1 protein-coding gene is annotated in these 327 nt (G+C 67.6%); it reads left to right on the plus strand.

The genetic code is table 11. The features are described 5' to 3' along the window. On the plus strand, nucleotides 1-327 hold a 327-nt coding region (locus SB658_RS22735), incomplete at both ends, for an ester cyclase (protein WP_410602499.1).

The raw sequence follows: 327 nt of genomic DNA on the forward strand, positions 1-327 counted from the left end.
CTGCGGGCGACTCCGGTGTGCGACCCGACGAGCACCGTGCCGACGTCGAGACGGTGCTCGAGATGATCGGGACCGTGTGGAACGACCGCGACCTTCGTGCCGTCGAGCGGTTCTTCCACCGGGACCTGACTCTCCTCACCGTGGGGAACCGGCACATCATCCGTCCGGAGGGATATCGCCGCGCCCTGCTCTCACTGCTCGAATCCTTCCCCGCGGGGACGTTCGAGGTGCGCGACGTGCAGGCGCATCACGACATCCGCTACGCCGGCACGCGCGTCGCCGTGACATGGAAGTTCGTCGGCGACTACACCGGCGTGCCGAACTACG

The organism is Bacillus sp. SIMBA_008 (assembly GCF_046535495.1).
Lineage (GTDB): Bacteria > Bacillota > Bacilli > Bacillales > Bacillaceae > Bacillus > Bacillus subtilis.